At 72.2% G+C, this 16012-nt stretch carries 15 protein-coding genes; 7 read left to right on the top strand and 8 right to left on the bottom strand.

Annotated elements, in window-relative coordinates; translation table 11 throughout:
• Positions 1–5 precede the first annotated feature (5 nt).
• Both ABZY31_RS12120 and ABZY31_RS12115 read left to right on the top strand, forming a co-directional pair.
• On the top strand, positions 6–512 hold the full coding sequence (locus ABZY31_RS12120; RefSeq protein WP_356408111.1) for a DUF6114 domain-containing protein: 507 nt from the start codon (positions 6–8) through the stop codon (positions 510–512).
• Positions 502–1830: a hypothetical protein gene (locus tag ABZY31_RS12115; RefSeq protein WP_356408108.1), complete on the top strand. Its 1329-nt coding sequence runs from the start codon at positions 502–504 to the stop codon at positions 1828–1830. The genes ABZY31_RS12120 and ABZY31_RS12115 overlap by 11 nt, the downstream gene beginning before the upstream one ends.
• A 94-nt stretch (positions 1831–1924) precedes the next feature.
• Here the strand turns inward: ABZY31_RS12115 and pyk are convergent, their stop codons facing one another.
• From pyk to pta, 3 genes are all read right to left on the bottom strand, one after another.
• Positions 1925–3355 (bottom strand): pyruvate kinase, encoded by a 1431-nt coding sequence (gene pyk / locus ABZY31_RS12110; RefSeq protein WP_356408105.1) that lies wholly within the window; start codon positions 3353–3355, stop codon positions 1925–1927.
• A 63-nt stretch (positions 3356–3418) separates the two neighbouring features.
• Positions 3419–4642, bottom strand: a complete 1224-nt coding sequence (locus ABZY31_RS12105; RefSeq protein WP_356408102.1) for an acetate kinase — start codon at positions 4640–4642, stop codon at positions 3419–3421.
• A 48-nt stretch (positions 4643–4690) separates the two neighbouring features.
• A complete protein-coding gene (pta, locus tag ABZY31_RS12100; RefSeq protein WP_356408099.1) occupies positions 4691–6772 on the bottom strand; it encodes a phosphate acetyltransferase in 2082 nt (693 codons plus the stop codon).
• A 276-nt stretch (positions 6773–7048) separates the two neighbouring features.
• On the opposite strand from pta, the gene ABZY31_RS12095 reads away from it, so the two are divergent.
• Positions 7049–8074, top strand: a complete 1026-nt coding sequence (locus ABZY31_RS12095; protein WP_356408096.1) for an ATP-dependent 6-phosphofructokinase — start codon at positions 7049–7051, stop codon at positions 8072–8074.
• A 41-nt stretch (positions 8075–8115) separates the two neighbouring features.
• Here the strand turns inward: ABZY31_RS12095 and ABZY31_RS12090 are convergent, their stop codons facing one another.
• The 3 genes from ABZY31_RS12090 to ABZY31_RS12080 all read right to left on the bottom strand — a co-directional run bounded on the left by ABZY31_RS12090 (position 8116) and on the right by ABZY31_RS12080 (position 9499).
• Entirely contained in the window at positions 8116–8805 is a 690-nt protein-coding gene (locus tag ABZY31_RS12090; protein ID WP_356408093.1) for a helix-turn-helix transcriptional regulator, read from the bottom strand.
• Between the two features lie 308 nt (positions 8806–9113).
• Positions 9114–9272: a hypothetical protein gene (locus ABZY31_RS12085; RefSeq protein ID WP_356408090.1), complete on the bottom strand. Its 159-nt coding sequence runs from the start codon at positions 9270–9272 to the stop codon at positions 9114–9116.
• Positions 9269–9499 (bottom strand): hypothetical protein, encoded by a 231-nt coding sequence (locus tag ABZY31_RS12080; RefSeq protein WP_356408087.1) that lies wholly within the window; start codon positions 9497–9499, stop codon positions 9269–9271. The genes ABZY31_RS12085 and ABZY31_RS12080 overlap by 4 nt, the downstream gene beginning before the upstream one ends.
• 440 nt (positions 9500–9939) lie before the next feature.
• Here ABZY31_RS12080 and ABZY31_RS12075 point away from each other — a divergent pair, with 440 nt between their 5' ends.
• From ABZY31_RS12075 to ABZY31_RS12060, 4 genes are all read left to right on the top strand, one after another.
• Positions 9940–10899, top strand: coding sequence for a Twin-arginine translocation pathway signal (locus ABZY31_RS12075; protein WP_356408084.1), 960 nt, complete (start codon positions 9940–9942; stop codon positions 10897–10899).
• Between the two features lies 1 nt (position 10900).
• The gene (locus ABZY31_RS12070; protein WP_356408081.1) at positions 10901–11215 is read left to right on the top strand and encodes a 4a-hydroxytetrahydrobiopterin dehydratase; all 315 of its coding nucleotides are present in this window, start codon (positions 10901–10903) and stop codon (positions 11213–11215) included.
• 83 nt (positions 11216–11298) lie between these two features.
• The gene (locus tag ABZY31_RS12065) at positions 11299–11697 is read left to right on the top strand and encodes a MerR family transcriptional regulator (protein ID WP_356408078.1); all 399 of its coding nucleotides are present in this window, start codon (positions 11299–11301) and stop codon (positions 11695–11697) included.
• 39 nt (positions 11698–11736) lie between these two features.
• Entirely contained in the window at positions 11737–12099 is a 363-nt protein-coding gene (locus ABZY31_RS12060; protein WP_356408076.1) for a thioredoxin domain-containing protein, read from the top strand.
• A gap of 31 nt (positions 12100–12130) precedes the next feature.
• Here ABZY31_RS12060 and glgB read toward each other — a convergent pair whose 3' ends face one another.
• Both glgB and ABZY31_RS12050 read right to left on the bottom strand, forming a co-directional pair.
• Positions 12131–14440 (bottom strand): 1,4-alpha-glucan branching enzyme, encoded by a 2310-nt coding sequence (gene glgB / locus ABZY31_RS12055; protein ID WP_356408073.1) that lies wholly within the window; start codon positions 14438–14440, stop codon positions 12131–12133.
• Positions 14437–15918 (bottom strand): maltokinase, encoded by a 1482-nt coding sequence (locus ABZY31_RS12050; RefSeq protein ID WP_356408071.1) that lies wholly within the window; start codon positions 15916–15918, stop codon positions 14437–14439. Before ABZY31_RS12050 ends, glgB begins: the two co-directional genes overlap by 4 nt.
• Positions 15919–16012 lie beyond the last annotated feature (94 nt).

The following is a 16012-nucleotide window of genomic DNA, read 5'->3' as shown; positions in this document are numbered from 1 at the left end:
TGTCCATGTACCCCGAGGCCCCCGTATCCCCGGCAGACGACCACTGGCTCACGGTGCTCTGGTACCGGTTCCGCGCCTGGCGCGGTGCCCGGCCGTTCTGGGCGGGACTGTTCACGCTGCTCGGCGGTATTCCGATCGCGTACTTCCCGTACGCGGACGTCCGGTTGGGCAACATCACGATCGCCATGGCGACGACGGCGGGCGCGGGGTCACTGATCATCGGTGTCCTGCTGGTCACGCTCGGGCTCGCCCTCTGGTTCCAGCAGGGCATCAGGATCTTCGCCGGCGTCGCCACGCTCCTGCTGGGGCTCGTGTCCCTGCCGGTGTCGAACATCGGCGGCTTCCTGCTGGGCTTCCTGTGCGCGCTGATCGGCGGGTGCCTCGCGCTGGCGTGGGCGCCCGGCAGGCCGCTGGACCCCGCGGTCGGGCTGCCCGCTCCCCGCGAGGCGGAAACGGACCACGCTTCCGAGACGACTGCCCACGCCGATGGCGGGAGGAACAGTGCGGGGTGACGAGACGCAACGGGCCCAGGCCCCGGGCGGAGAGTCCCGTGAGAGAAGGGGCCCGCGCCACGCGGCGCCCAGGAAGTCGCTGCTGACCAAGCTCCAGATACCCGTCGGCAAGACGATGGCGCTGGCGGCGATGCCGACCGCGGTCTTCGTCGGGATGGGCATGGCGCCGAAGATGGCACTGGCCGACGACAAGGAGATCCCGTTCGCGCCCGGGCCGTGTGTCACGCGGTCCGACGAGCCCACGCAATCGCCCTCCCCGTCGGCCTCGACCTCCAAGAGCCCGTCCCCGAGTGCGTCGCCCACCGCGACCCCCTCGACGGGCGTTCCCGTGGGGCCGTCTCCCGCTGCCTCCCCGTCGGCCTCCAAGCCCGCGGCCAAGCAGGGGAACGCCTCCCCGCCGGCGTCCCAGCCGGCGAAGCCGGGGGCCCCGGCCGCCGCCTCGCCGTCCCCGAGCGCCTCGGCGCCCGCGGCCAGGACGCCGAACCCGCTGGACCCGCTGGGTCTGGGCGACGCGGTCAAGGACTTCTTCGACGAGCTGGGCAAGCCCCTCAAGGGCGCCAAGGGCACGGCCGCCCCGGCGCCCGCCACCAGCGCCGCCCCCGGCGCGAAGCAGACCCCCGACCCCGCCGCGGACCCGATCCGCAAGGCGGCGGACCAGGCCGGCGTCTCCGTCTCGGAGCTGTCGCAGGAGGTCAAGGACACCGCGAAGAAGGCCAAGGACGAGACCGGCGCGTCCGACGCGGAGAAGGCCGACGAGGACGCGAAGGCCGACGACGCGGCGAAGGACGCGGACAAGGCCGCGGACGGCAAGACGGCGGACGGAAAGACGCCCTTCCCCTGTCCCACGCTGGACGCCCAGGCCCTCGCCAACGCCAAGCTGGACCCCGGCGCCCCGGTCCTGCCGGACGAGCCGTGGTACCTCGACAGCTCCCTGCTGACCCTCTACGGGCTGGACTACGCGGGCATCGTCGAGGTGAAGACCGCGAACGGCAGCACGAAGAAGGTCCTGAAGTTCACGGCGGACTCGCTCGACATCAAGGACCTCTACCAGACGGTCGGCAAGAGCGGGAACGTCGCGCACCTCAAGTCCCGCCCGGGCTCCACGTCCACGATCCGCGGCGGCACGGTGACGATGTACACCGAGAGCCTGAAGGGGAACCTGTTCGGGCTGATCCCGATCGAGTTCACCCCGAACACCCCGCCGCCGCTGAACGTCCCCTTCGCATTCTTCACGAACGTCAAGGTCGTCCAGGCCGGCCAGTTCGGCGGCACGCTCACCGTTCCGGGCCTGCACAACTACGTCGGCCCGCCGGAGTAGGCGCTCCCGCAACGCACCGAGGGCGGCACCCCGATCGATCGGGGTGCCGCCCTCGTGTCTGTGCGGCAGACGGTCAGCGGGTGGTGCCGCGGCGTCAGCCGCGGGCGCCGCCGTTGAGGTGGTGGACGCGGACCATGTTGGTCGTGCCGGGGACGCCGGGGGGCGAACCGGCCGTGATGATCATGGTGTCGCCCTGGTTGTAGCGGCCGAGCTTGAGCAGCTCGTCGTCCACGAGGTCGACCATCGCGTCGGTGTTGTCCACGTGGCGCACGACGTACGACTCGACGCCCCAGCTCAGCGCCAGCTGGTTGCGGGTGCTCTCGCTGGTCGTGAAGGCCAGGATCGGCTGGACCGTGCGGTAGCGCGACAGGCGGCGGGCGGTGTCACCGGAGTGGGTGAAGGCGACCAGGGCCTTGCCGTCGAGGAAGTCGGCGATCTCGCAGGCGGCGCGGGCGACGGAGCCGCCCTGGGTGCGCGGCTTCTTGCCCGGGACCAGGGGCTGGAGGCCCTTGGAGAGCAGCTCCTCCTCGGCCGCGACGACGATCTTCGACATCGTCTTGACGGTCTCGATCGGGTAGGCGCCGACCGAGGACTCGGCCGACAGCATGACCGCGTCGGCTCCGTCGAGGATGGCGTTCGCGACGTCGGAGGCCTCGGCGCGGGTCGGCCGCGAGTTGGTGATCATCGACTCCATCATCTGGGTCGCGACGATCACCGGCTTGGCGTTGCGGCGGCACATCTCGATGAGCCGCTTCTGGACCATCGGGACCTTTTCGAGCGGGTACTCGACGGCCAGGTCGCCACGGGCCACCATGACCGCGTCGAAGGCGTCGACCACGGCCGCCATGTTCTCGACGGCCTGCGGCTTCTCGACCTTGGCGATGACGGGGACCCGGCGGCCCTCCTCGTCCATGACCTTGTGGACGTCCTTGACGTCGTCGGCGTCGCGCACGAAGGACAGGGCGACCATGTCGCAGCCCATCCGCAGGGCGAAGCGGAGGTCGTCGACGTCCTTCTCGGACAGGGCCGGGACGTTGACGGCCGCACCCGGCAGGTTGATGCCCTTGTGGTCCGAGATGACACCGCCCTCGATGACGATGGTCTTGACCCGCGGGCCCTCGACCGAGGTCACCCGCAGCTCGACGTTGCCGTCGTTGATCAGGATCTGGTCGCCCTTGGAGACGTCACCGGGCAGACCCTTGTAGGTGGTGCCGCAGATGGACTTGTCGCCCGGGACGTCCTCGGTGGTGATGGTGAACTCGTCACCGCGCACCAGCTCGACGGGACCCTCGGCGAAGGTTTCCAGACGGATCTTGGGACCCTGGAGGTCGGCGAGGACGCCGACGGCGCGCCCGGTGTCCTCGGAGACCTTCCGGACGCGGTCGTACCGCTCCTGGTGTTCTGCCTGGGATCCGTGGCTGAAGTTGAATCGGGCCACGTTCATGCCTGCCTCGATGAGCGCTTTCAGCTGCTCATACGAGTCGACGGCGGGGCCCAGCGTGCAGACGATTTTGGAACGGCGCATGGAGCGGATCCTATCGGTTTGTTTCGTAGCGGAATATTCCGTCTGGTGGAAAGTCCAAAGTGACTAACGGGTAACCAGCTCGTACGCCTGGGCGGCGATCTCCAGTTCCTCATCGGTGGGGACCACCGCGACGGCCACCCGCGCGCCCTCGGCGGAGATCAGCCGCGGCCGCGCGGAGCGCACCGCGTTGGCCTGCGGGTCCAGTACGAGCCCCAGCCCGGCCAGACCCTCCACGGCAGCTTCCCGCACCTGGTGGGCGTTCTCGCCGACCCCGGCGGTGAACACCACCGCGTCCACCCGGCCGAGCACCGCCGTATAGGCGCCGATGTACTTCTTCAGGCGGTGGACGTACGCGGCGAAGGCGACGGCCGCCGCTTCGTCGCCCTCGCCCGCGCGCCGCATCACCTCGCGCATGTCGTTGTCCCCGCACATGCCCAGCAGACCGCTCTTCTTGTTCAGGAGCGAATCGATCTCATCCACCGAGAGGCCGCCCACCCGCGCGAGGTGGAAGACGACCGCCGGATCGAGGTCCCCGGAGCGCGTCCCCATCACCAGACCCTCCAGCGGGGTCAGCCCCATCGAGGTCTCCACGCACACTCCGCCCCGCACGGCGGAGGCCGAGGCGCCGTTGCCCAGGTGCAGCACGATGACGTTCACGTCCTCGGGCGCCCTGCCCAGCAGGGCAGCGGCCGCCCGGGACACGTAGGCGTGCGAGGTGCCGTGGAACCCGTACCGCCGGACGGAGTACTTCTCGGCGGTCGCGGCGTCGATCGCGTACCGGGCCGCGTGCTCCGGCATCGTCGAGTGGAACGCCGTGTCGAAGACCGCCACCTGCGGGAGGTCCGCGCGCAGGGAGCGGGCCACCTCGATCCCCGTCACGTTCGCCGGGTTGTGCAGCGGCGCGAGCGGGATCAGCGCGCGGATCTCCGCCAGCACCTCGTCGTCGATCACGGTGGGCCGGGTGAACTTCGTGCCGCCGTGCACCACCCGGTGCCCGATGGCCGCCAGTTCGGGGGAGTCCAGGCCGGTGCCGTCGGCGGCCAGCTCGGCGGCGACGGCCTCCAGGGCGGCCCGGTGGTCCGCGATCGGGCCGAGCGTCTCCCGCTTCGCGTCGCCCGCCGCGGGCGGGGGCCCGTCCACGAGCCGCTCGTGCACCAGCCGGGAGTTCTCCTCGCCGATGCGCTCCACCAGCCCGACGGCCAGGCGGGACCGGTCCGCCATGTCGAGCAGCTGGTACTTGAGCGACGAGGAGCCGGAGTTGAGGACGAGTACGCGCGATGCGGTCACGGATGCGGAACCTTCTCGTGTGGGGGTGCTCGGGTGGTCGTACGGGGATCAGACCGGGGCGGGCCCGGACTGGGCCTGGATCGCGGTGATCGCCACGGTGGTGACGATGTCCTGGACCAGTGCGCCGCGCGAGAGGTCGTTGACGGGCTTGCGCAGGCCCTGCAGGACCGGGCCGACCGCCACGGCGCCCGCGGAGCGCTGGACGGCCTTGTAGGTGTTGTTGCCCGTGTTGAGGTCCGGGAAGATCAGCACGGTCGCCCGCCCGGCCACCTCGGACTCCGGCAGCTTGGTCGCCGCCACGGACGGCTCGACCGCGGCGTCGTACTGGATCGGGCCCTCGATCAGCAGGTCCGGACGCTGCGCCCGGACCAGCTCGGTGGCCTTGCGGACCTTGTCCACGTCGGCCCCCGAACCGGAGGTGCCGGTCGAGTACGAGAGCATCGCGATCCGCGGCTCCAGCCCGAACGCGGCGGCGGTGGCGGCCGACTGCACCGCGATGTCGGCGAGCTGCTCCGCGTCCGGATCCGGGTTCACGGCGCAGTCGCCGTAGGCGAGGACCTTGTCCGCCAGGCACATGAAGAAGACCGAGGAGACGATGGACGCGTCGGGCCGGGTCTTGATGATCTCGAAGGCGGGCCGGATGGTGGCGGCGGTGGAGTGCACCGCGCCGGACACCATGCCGTCGGCCAGGCCGACCTGGACCATCAGGGTGCCGAAGTAATTGACGTCGGTGACCACGTCGTTGGCCAGCTCGACCGTCATGCCCTTGTGGGCGCGGGCCTTCGCGTAGTACTCGGCGAACCGTTCCCGCAGCGGCGAGGTCATCGGGTCGATCAGCTGCGCCGCGCTGATGTCGATGCCGAGGTCGGCCGCCTTCTTCAGGATCGCCTGCTCCCCGCCCAGCAGGGTCAGGTCGCACACGCCCCGGCGCAGCACCACGTCCGCGGCGCGCAGCACCCGCTCCTCGGTGCCCTCGGGCAGCACCACGCGGCGCCGCTCGGCGCGGGCCCGCTCCAGCAGCTCGTGCTCGAACATCATCGGGGTGACCCGGGTGGAGCGGGTCACCGAGATCCGGTCCCGCAGCGCGGCCGTGTCCACGTGCCGCTCGAAGAGGCCGAGGGCGGTCTCCAGCTTGCGCGGGGTGGCGGAGTTCAGCCGGCTCTGGAGCGCGAAGAGTTCGGCGGCGGTCGGGAAGCTGTTCCCCGGGACCGAGACCACCGGCGTGCCGGGCGCCAGCTTCGAGGCCAGCGTCAGGATGTCCTTGCCGGGGCGCTCGTTCAGCGTCAGCAGGATGCCCGCGATCGGCGGGGTGCCGGAGGTGTGCGCGGCCAGCGCGCCGATGACCAGGTCGGAGCGGTCCCCGGGGGTGACGACCAGGCAGCCGGGGGTCAGCGCGTTCAGGAAGTTCGGCAGCATGGCGCCGCCGAAGACGAAGTCCACGGCGTCGCGGGCCAGCCCGGCCTCGTCGCCGAGCAGCACCTCGCCGCCCAGCGCCCGGGTGATCTGGGCGACCGTGGGCGCGGAGAGCGTCTTGTCGTCCGGGAGCACGTAGCAGGGCACGGGGAGCCGCGCGGTCAGCCGTTCGGCGAGCGCCTCGCGGTCCTCCGCGGCCACCCGGTTGACGATCACGGCCACGACCTCGCAGCCGAGGCTCTCGTAGGCCCGGTAGGCGTTGCGGGTCTCCGCGCGCACCGACTCGGCGGTCTGCTTGGTGCCGCCGACCACGGGGATGACGACCGCGCCCAGTTCGTTGGCCAGCCGGGCGTTGAGCGCCAGTTCGTCGGGCAGGCTGGTGCCGGCGTAGTCCGTGCCGAGGACCAGCACGACCTCGTGGTCGCGCGCGGCCCGGTGGAAGCCGTCGACCAGCCGGGAGACCAGTTCGTCGGCGCCCTTCTCGGCGAGCAGCACGGAGGCCTCGTGGTACTCCATGCCGTAAGCGGTGGACGAGTCCTGGTCGAGCCGGTAGCGGGCCTTCAGGAGGTCGAAGAGCCGGTCGGGTCCGTCGTGCAGCAGCGGGCGGTACACGCCCACTCGGCCCGTCTGGCGGGTCAGCAGCTCCATGAGTCCGAGCTCGACGACCTGCCGGCCGTCCCCCCGGTCGATGCCGGTCACGTACACGCTGCGCGTCACGCGTGCTCTCCGTCCCTGTGGATCTTACGAGTCGTTTTACCCAATTAGTATGAGCTTGCCCTCTTGACAATACCTCTGCCGATGGTTAAGGCGCCCGCCGGGAAAAAGGCCTGTCCAGGGGGGTCGGAAGGCCCTGCGGGGGCAGTCGCTCGGAGCGCGGCTTCCCCGGGGCCCGTGGAACAATCGGACAGGCCTCACCGGCAAGACCTTCATGTGTACGGCGGCCCGCCCGCACGCGGACCGCTCGGTACGACCAGGAGCAGGAGACACAGCACGATGCGTATCGGAGTTCTCACCGCAGGCGGCGACTGCCCGGGCCTGAACGCTGTCATCCGGTCGGTCGTGCACCGCGCCGTGGTCGGACACGGTGACGAAGTCATCGGCTTCGAGGACGGTTTTAAGGGCCTCCTCGACGGTCACTACCGCCCCCTCGACATCAATGCGGTCAGCGGCATCCTGGCGCGCGGCGGCACGATCCTCGGCTCGGCCCGGATGGAGCGCGCCCGGCTGCACGAAGCCGCCGAGCACGCCGGTGAGCTGGCCGAGCGGTACGCGCTCGACGCCCTCATCCCGATCGGCGGCGAAGGCACCCTGACGGCGGCCCGGATGCTCTCGGACGCGGGCATGCCGGTGGTCGGCGTACCCAAGACCATCGACAACGACATCTCCTCCACCGACCGTACCTTCGGCTTCGACACCGCCGTCATGGTGGCCACCGAGGCGATCGACCGGCTGAAGACCACCGCCGAATCGCACCAGCGCGTCATGGTCGTCGAGGTCATGGGACGCCACGCGGGCTGGATCGCCCTGGAGTCCGGCATGGCGGGCGGCGCGCACGGCATCTGCCTGCCGGAGCGGCCGTTCGAAGTGGACGCCCTGGTGAAGATGGTGGAGGAGCGCTTCGCCCGCGGCAAGAAGTTCGCGGTCGTCTGCGTCGCCGAGGGCGCGCACCCGGCCGAGGGTTCCATGCCCTACGAGAAGGGCGCGATCGACGCGTACGGTCACGAGCGCTTCGCCGGCATCGGCAACCGGCTCGCGGTGGAACTGGAGCGGCGCCTGGGCAAGGAGGCCCGTCCGGTCATCCTCGGCCACGTCCAGCGCGGCGGCACCCCGACCGCCTACGACCGGGTGCTCGCCACCCGCTTCGGCTGGCACGCCGTCGAGGGCGTCCACCGCGGCGACTTCGGCAACATGACCGCGCTGCGCGGCACCGACATCGTGATGGCCCCGCTCGCCGAGGCGGTCACCGAGCTGAAGACCGTCCCGGACGCCCGCATGTACGAGGCCGAGTCGGTCTTCTAGGGCGCCGCAGCCGGGCGGTGCCCCCCGGAGCCGCCCGGCGGTCACCGCACCCGTGCCAGCTCCCAGAACCGGTCCACGATCCCCGCGAGGAACTCGCGCCCCGCGTCCCCGCTGTCCGCCCGGCCGCCCGCCCCGCCCCAGCTCAGGGTGGCCAGCATCCGGGACTGGTAGTCCCCGTGCAGCAGCTCCAGCACCCGCTCCAGCTCGGACTTGGCCACCGGGAGCAGCTTGGCCAGCGGTTTCACATACGCCTGCCAGCGGGTGGTCACGGCGTTGCGCAGCAGCTCCGCCAGCTCGTCGTGCTTGCCGGTGGCGGTCACGAACTGGGCCGGCGTCAGCCCCAGCAGCGAGGTGAGCGTGGCGGACTGGCGCTCGTTGCCCTTCCAGCGGCCGGTGTCCTCCATCTTCTGGTAGGCGGACGGTTCCAGCCCGATCCGCCGGGCCAGCTCCTCCGGGGCCACGCCGCGCGCGATCCGGTGCTCCCGCAGGGTGACCGGCTCGGCCAGCAGCTCGCCGGGGGAGCACCAGAGCACCCCCGCGAGGGCCGTCAGTTCGGCCGAGGACGGCGGTATTTCGCCACGCTCCCAGGCCATGACGGTCTCGGGGGTGACGAGGAGCCCGTACTGGGCGCGCAGGCCGTAGGCGACGTGGCCGGGTGCCATGCCCAGGGCCGCCCGCAGGCGGCGGGCGGCGGGGGCATTGAAAGGGGGGCTGGAGTGCACGAGCCACACCGTAGGAGCGAAACCGGGTTGGCGACTACAGACCGTTCAAACAAGCCCACAACTCGTAGGAACCTCCTACGGTGTTCGGGTATTAAGTCCGGTTATTGTGCGACCGTCCGGTAAACGGATCATGTGAAGATCCATTTCCCGAGGTCTGGTTCAAGCCAAGCGGGCACCCGCCGTCCGAGTGAACCCGATCACACCCTCCGCCGCCACCTGAACCACTCCGGCGATCGGGGCGTGAACCATTCGGGGGCCCTCGTGCACGGGGGTGGCGAGGGCCCTCCCACCTCCAGTGCCGGCGGATCCGGTCCGCCTCACCGCGCGCCCGGGCGGACCGGCTTGCACGCCGGGTCCCGGATGTCGTGCGCCCAGTCGGACGGACGGGCCCCCGACGCGGAGTGCCGGATGAACTCCGTCCCGCCGGCCCGGATCGGCCGGTCGCAGACGGCGCAGATCCGGCCCGCGGCGGTCACAGCCGCTCCAGGAGGTTGGGAGCCGCAGTGAACTCCCGGCCGTCGGCGCCCCGGACATACGCGGTCCGGGCGCGCTGCGGGACCCCGGCGACGGTGCCGACGCACTCCTCGACGACGGCCATCAACTCGCCCTCGCGCCCCGTCCGCGGGTCGCGGACCCGCTGGCGGAGGAGCGGGTGGTCGAGGTGCCCGTACGCCTCGTCCGGCTTGCTCTCGCGTACTTCCATTCCGGGTCCCCTGCATCGGTTCGGCAGCGCGTGAAGCGCCCATAGGAGGATGATGGCCGTGCACGCAGATGGGCAGATAGGCCATCGCGTGGCCATCGGTGGCCACGTAGCGGCCACGGCCGGGGACAGACGCGATGACACCTCTCACCGGGCCTATGGGCCACCGAAACGATGCCCTGCGGGCTGCAAGGCTCCGCGCGGGCTGGCGCAGCATGGACGCTGCGGCGGCCGCGCTCAGCGCCCACGGACAACGCTTCCTCGACGACAGATCGTTCGAGGTGGCCCCGCGAACGTGGCGCCGCTGGGAAGGAACTCGCCCAGGCTGGCCGTCGCAAGAGACGGCCACGGTTCTCCACGACGCGTTCGGCCGGTGGCCCGAGGACCTGGGATTCACGCCGCCCGCCGGCTGGACCAGGCCCGAGGCACACCAGGAGGAAGACGTGAAGCGTCGCACCTTCTTATCCGTCACCGAGGCCGCGCTGATGTCCGGCCCCCTCGCCACCCAGCACGTCGACCCGGCGCTCATCGACTACTTCCAACAGCAACTGGAGGGGCACTACCGCGCGGACATGTTCCTCGGCCCGCACGACCTCATCGGCACCGTCAGCACGCAGTACCAGCTCATCGACAAGCTCGTCCGCTCGGCGTCGGGTGAGACTCGCCGCGGGCTCCTCCGGGTCGGGGCCGCGTATGCCGCGCTCGTCGGCTGGCTCTACCAGGACGCCGGAGATCTCGGCGCGGCCACTTTCTGGCGGGGGGTGACCCAAGAGATCGCAGCCCGGTCCCGGGACCCACACCTCATCGCCTACTCCCTCGTCAACCTCGCGCAGGTCCGCACCGACCTGGGCGACGGGCACGGCGTCATCGACCTGTGCGAGGCCGCCCTCGACGACGATCGGATCGTCCCCAAGGCCAGGGTCATGGCCATGCAACAGCAGGCCCACGGCGCCAGCCTCACTCATGACCGAACCGCCGTCGACCGCCTCATCGACGCGGCGGGCAAGCTGGTCTCCCGCGTTGATGACGACCTGCCCTGGGGCAACGCCTGTCGTCGGACGCCTGGTTACCTCGAAGTGCAGCGCGCCACTTGCTACGGACGGCTGGGCCTTGGCCGGGAAGCCGAATCGTTGTGGGCCGAAGTCCTCGACGCGGTGCCCGCGACGGCCCGCCGGGACCGCGGCGTCTACCTCGCCCGGCATGCTGCCGCCGCGGCCGGTGCCAACGAGCCGGAGCAGGCCGTCGAACTCGCCCGCACGGCGGCGGAGATCGCCGTCGAGACCGGGTCCGCCCGCATGCGCCGTGAACTGATCACCCTGGAGCGAGCCATGCGCCCGTGGCACGATGCCCCCGTAGGCCGGGACCTCGCCGAACTCCTGGCTCCTGTGACTGTAAGGGGATGACATGGGTGTGCCGCAGCCGATGACGGACGAGGAGATCGCCGAGGGGCTGGCCGGTCTTCCGGGGTGGGCACGGGAGGGCGAGGCGATCACCCGCACCTACCCCATCCGGTACCACGCTGCGGTGGCCGCGATCGTCACCATCGCCGACCGGTCGCGGCGGATCCAGCACCACGCCGACCTCGACCTCCGTATCGACCACCTGCGCGCCTCGATCACCACGCACGATGCCGGCTACCGGCTGACGCGAGCCGACTTCGACCTCGCGCACCGCATCGATGCCATCGTCGCCGCGCACCAGGCACTCCCGCTCGGCTGACCCCGGGCGCACGAAAGCGCCCTTTCCGGGTCCGCGCGCCCAGTCCTTGCCTTGACGTCGGCGTCAAGGATTACGGTCGGGCCATGCGAATCGGCGAACTGGCGGAGCGGGCGGGGACCACCACCCGGGCCCTGCGCTACTACGAGGACCGGGGGCTGCTGCCCGCCCGGCGGAGCGGCAACGGATACCGCTCGTACGACGAGGACGACCTGCGGCTGCTCCGCGAGATCCGGGTGCTCCAGGACTTCGGCTTCGAGCTGGAGGAGACCCGGCCCTTCGTGGACTGCCTGCGGGCGGGCCACCCGGCCGGGGACGCCTGTCCCGCCTCCCTCGCCGTCTACCGCCGCAAGCTCGCCGAGCTGGACGGCCTGATCGGCAAGCTCGCCGACGTGCGCGACCAGGTCGCGCGGCAGCTCGCGAGCGCCGAGGAGGCCGCCGGCGAGGCGGCCACCCCGCGCTGCGAGACCACCGCCCGCGACTGAGCCCAGAGACCAGAGACACAACCCACAGGGGAGAAGAAGATGCACCGTGCCCACGGAGTCGACGAGGTCACCGACGCGACCTTCGGGGCGGAGGTGCTCGCCGAGCGCGGGCGCCCCGTCCTGGTCGAGTTCACCGCCGACTGGTGCGGACCGTGCCGCCAGCTGGCGCCCGTGCTGTCCGCCGTCGCCGCCGAGGAGGCGCACCGCCTGAAGGTGGTACAGATCGACGCGGACGCCAACCCGGAGACGATGGTCCGCTACGGCGTGCTGTCCATGCCCACCCTGCTCGTCCTGCGCGACGGCGAACCGGTCAAGACGCTGGTCGGGGCCCGGGCCAAGCGACGCCTGCTCCAGGACCTGGAGGACGTCCTCGACACGGCGCCCCGACCGGTCACCGCCTGAGCCTCACCGCCCGAGCCTCACCGCCCGAGCCTCACGACCCGGACGGCGGCGCCGGCCTGAACCACACCGTCGACAGCGGCGGCAGCGTCATCCGCAGGCTCGCCGCCCGCCCCTGCGCGGGCACCGGCTCCGGCCGCAGCGGCCGCGGGTGGCGCACCCCGCTGCCGCCGAACCGCTCCGCGTCCGTGTTCAGCACCTCGTGCCACTCGGCCACCTCCTCCGGCACGCCGATCCGGTAGTCGTGCCGGACCACCGGCGAGAAGTTGGAGACGCACAGCAGCGGCGAGCCGTCCAGCGCGAAGCGCAGGAACGCGATGACGTTGTCCTCCGCCGCGTCCGCCTCCACCCAGGCGAACCCCTCCGGCACCGTGTCCCGCTCCCACAGCGCGGGCGCCGCCGCGTAGGTCCGGTTCAGCTCGCCCACCAGCGCGCGCACCCCCTGGTGGTCGCCGGCCGCGGAGTAGGAGGGGTCCAGCAGCCACCAGTCCGGGCCGTGCGCCTCCGACCACTCCGCGCCCTGCGCGAACTCCTGCCCCATGAAGAGCAGCTGCTTGCCGGGGTGCGCCCACATGAACCCCAGGTAGGCCCGGTGGCAGGCGCGCTGCTGCCACCAGTCGCCGGGCATCTTGCCCACCAGCGAGCCCTTGCCGTGCACCACCTCGTCGTGCGAGATCGGCAGCACGTAGTTCTCGCTGTACGCGTAGATCATCCCGAAGGTCATGTCGTTGTGGTGGTACTTGCGGTGCACCGGCTCCTTCGCGATGTAGCGCAGGGTGTCGTGCATCCAGCCCATGTTCCACTTGAGCCCGAAGCCGAGCCCGCCCGCGTCCGTCGGCCGCGTCACGCCCTCCCAGGCGGTGGACTCCTCGGCGATCGTGACCACGCCGGGGCAGCGCCGGTAGACCGTCGCGTTCATCTCCTGGAGCAGCGCGACCGCGTCGTGGTTCTCGCGCCCGCCGTGCTCGTTCGGCGTCCACTCGCCCTCGCCGCGCGAGTAGTCCAGGTAGAGCATCGAGGCCACCGCGTCCACGCGCAGCCCGTCGATGTGGAACTCCTGGCACCAGTAGACGGCGTTCGCCACGAGGAAGTTGCGGACCTCCTTGCGCCCGTAGTCGAACTCCAGCGTCCCCCAGTCCGGGTGCGCGGCCCGCCGCGGGTCGTGGTGCTCGTACAGCGGCCGGCCGTCGAACTCGGCGAGGGCCCACTCGTCGCGCGGGAAGTGCGCGGGCACCCAGTCGACGATCACCCCGATCCCGGCCCGGTGCAGGGCGTCGACCAGGGCGCGGAACTCGTCGGGCGTGCCCATCCGCGACGTCGGCGCGTAGTAGCCGGTGACCTGGTAGCCCCAGGAACCGCCGAAGGGGTGCTCGGCGACCGGCATCAGCTCGACGTGGGTGAAGCCCAGCTCCTTCACGTACGCCGGGAGCTGCTCCGCCAGCTGCGCGTAGCCGAGGCCCGGCCGCCAGGAGGCCAGGTGCACCTCGTACACCGAGAAGGGCGCCTGGTGGACGGGCCGCAGGCCGCGGGTCGCCATCCACTCCGTGTCCTGCCAGGCGTAGTGCGAGGCGGTCACGATCGACGCGGTCGCGGGCGGCACCTCGGTCCGGCGCGCCATCGGGTCGGCGCGCACGGTGTGGCTGCCGTCCGGGCGCGTGATGTCGAACTTGTACAGCGCGCCCTCGCCCACGCCGGGCAGGAACAGCTCCCACACCCCGGTCGAGCCCAGCGAGCGCATCGGGTACGCCGCCGAGTCCCAGTACGAGAAGTCACCGGTGAGCCGCACGCCCTGGGCGTTCGGCGCCCACACCGTGAACCGGGTCCCCGCCACCCCCTGGTGCTCCATCGGCTCCGCGCCGAGCGCCGTCCACAGCTCCTCGTGCCGGCCCTCGCCGATCAGGTGCAGGTCCAGTTCGCCGAGCGTGGGCAGGAAGCGGTAGGGGTCGTCCACCTCCACCTCGTCGCTGTCGTAGCGGACGAGCAGCCGGTAGTCGGGCACCGTGGTCAGCGGCAGCAGCCCGGAGAACAACCCGTCGCCCTCGTCGCGGAGTTCGGCCCGCAGCCCCTTGGCGATGACGGTGACCGCCCTGGCGTACGGGCGCAGCGCGCGGAAGGCGACCCCGCCCTGCTGGGTACGGGCGCCCAGCAGCGCGTGCGGATCGTGGTGGCGGCCCTCCAGCAGCCGGGACCGGTCGTCCGCACCCAGTGCCGGGGCGGGCCGGACCCCGTGGGGCGGCTCGGTCCGCCGGGCGCGGGGCGGGCGCGGTTTCTCCGCCGCCTCCACGGGCGCGGCGGGGGCGGTGGTCGGGCGGGACGTCGGCGACGGCTGTCGGGCGGCGCTCACGTGTGCGGCCTCCTAGGGGGCTGCTCGCGGGGGTGGGGTGGGGAGAGCGGGAGGGTGTCGGTGACCGGCGGCGGGAGCGGCAGCCGGTGTGCCGGGCGCTCGCGTCCGGACAGCCGCCGGACGGCGGCCATCGGGACGTGCAGCCAGTCGGGGCGGTGCCGGAACTCGTAGCGGGCCTCGTACACCGCCTTGTCGGTCTCGTAGGCGCGCAGCAGGACGGGGTCCTCGCGCGGGTCGCGGCCGGTGGTGCGGGCGTACCCCTCGCAGAAGGCGGCGCGGCAGGCGTCCGCCCAGGCGGGGGCGAACGGCCGGTGGGAGCGGGCCGCGTAGTCGAAGGAGCGCAGTATCCCGGCGATGTCGCGGACGGCCGGTTCGGGGCGGCGCCGGTCGGCCAGCGGCCGGGCCGGTTCCCCCTCGAAGTCGATCAGGGACCAGCTGCCGTCCAGGGTGCGCAGGGTCTGCCCCAGGTGGAGGTCGCCGTGGATGCGCTGGGCGGACACCCCGGCGCCGCGCGAGGCGGCCAGCGCGTCGAAGGCGCCGCGCAGCCCCGCCTCGTACGGGCGCAGTGCCGTCACCTCGCGCGCGGTGGCGGCCAGCCGCGCGGTCATCCCGGCGGCGAGCCGGGCCGTCTGCTCGGGGCCCAGCGCGACGGTCGGCAGCGCCTCGGCGAGCGCGCTGTGCACTTCGGCGGTGGCCCGGCCCAGGGCGTGCGCCTCGGCGGTGAAGTCGGCGCCCGCGCCGAGCCGGCGCAGCGCGAGCTGCCAGCCGTCGTCGGAGCCCCGCAAGTAGGGCTGCAGGACGCCCAGGGTCAGCGGCTCGGAGCCGGGCAGGACCGCCTCGTACCAGGCGACCGGCGCCGGGACCCGGGCGCACCCGGCGGCGGCCAGGGCTCTGGGCAGCTCCAGGTCGGGATTGACCCCGGGGCCGACCCGCCGGAACACCTTGAGGATGTAGGCGTCCCCGTAGATCAGCGAGGAGTTGGTCTGCTCCCCGGACAGCGGCCGGGCCGTCAGCCCCGCCGGGACGACGACCCCCGGATCCCGGTCGAAGCGGAGCGGTCCCAGCAGGCCGGGGGCGCGCAATCGTTCCAGCAGCAGGGCCGCGAGCCGCGGGTCGCCGAGGCCCTCGTAGACGGCCTGGCCGGCGTACGGCCCCTCCTCGGGGCGGCCGATCAGCGCGGGGGCGAGTGAGGGCGGCAGCTCGGGACGGATCCCGAGCAGCAGCTGGTAGCAGTCGCCGTCCACGTCGAGCAGCAGGTGCAGCAGCCCGGGCGAGGAGCCCGGGGGGAGCAGCTCGGCCGCCGAGACCGGTCGCAGGACGCTGATCGCGCGCCCCTTGCCCGCGAACCAGCGCTGCCGTGGCAGCCAGGCCCGCAGCATCGGTTCGAGCGGACCGAGCCGGTCCGGCGCCCCTCTGAGGTCGGCCGCCGTGCGGCCCGACCGGCTGACCTGACTCCGGGTGGATGCAGCCTCCGACATGGCGTCGCGTCCTTTCCCCGGGCCGTCACAGTTGCGCAGAGTGTCCCGGATGGCGGCAGTTGCTGTCCGGCGGTGTGTGTGAGTGTCGGGTCGG

It is taken from the genome of Streptomyces sp. NPDC006529, assembly GCF_040611795.1.
GTDB lineage: Bacteria > Actinomycetota > Actinomycetes > Streptomycetales > Streptomycetaceae > Streptomyces.
Note: the sequence above shows the minus strand (reverse complement) of the source record. Positions and strands in the feature narration are given on the sequence as shown.